The organism is Falsihalocynthiibacter sp. S25ZX9, from assembly GCF_041205405.1.
Taxonomy (GTDB): Bacteria; Pseudomonadota; Alphaproteobacteria; order Rhodobacterales; family Rhodobacteraceae; genus Falsihalocynthiibacter; species Falsihalocynthiibacter arcticus.
In genome coordinates this window covers 1-419 of the sequence record NZ_JBGFCD010000078.1, presented here as the reverse complement: position 1 = coordinate 419, position 419 = coordinate 1, and the positions used below count along the sequence as shown (strand labels likewise).

The window sequence follows — 419 nt, the reverse complement described above, 5'->3', positions numbered from 1 at the left end:
TGGATTGGTGAACGGGATATGCGAACAGATTAAAGCCGAGTTTGGCCGTGAGATGAAAGTTATCTCGACTGGCGGACTCGCCCCCTTATTTCAACAGGGCCACGCGCTCTTTGACAACTTCGAAGATGATCTCACCATGCATGGTTTGACTGTCATCCACAAATACAACAAGGATACCCAATCCAAATGAGCAGAGATCGTCTGATCTATCTCCCCCTTGGCGGCGCCGGTGAAATCGGTATGAACGCCTATGTATACGGTTACGGCCCCAAGGGTCGCGAACGTCTTATTCTCGTCGACCTCGGCGTGACTTTCCCAGATATGGACAGCACCCCCGGTGTTGACATGATCATGCCCGACATCACGTGGCTTGAGAAAAACAAAGATCGCCTAGAGGCGGTTTTCATCACCCACGCCCA

The 419-nt window shown here is 51.8% G+C and carries 2 pseudogenes; both read left to right on the top strand.

Annotated features, from left to right (window positions below):
* A pseudogene (locus tag AB9F29_RS21345) lies at window positions 1-190 on the top strand (pantothenate kinase); the annotation flags it as partial.
* Window positions 187-419 (top strand): annotated as a pseudogene (locus AB9F29_RS21340) (ribonuclease J); the annotation flags it as partial. The pseudogenes AB9F29_RS21345 and AB9F29_RS21340, both read left to right, overlap by 4 nt.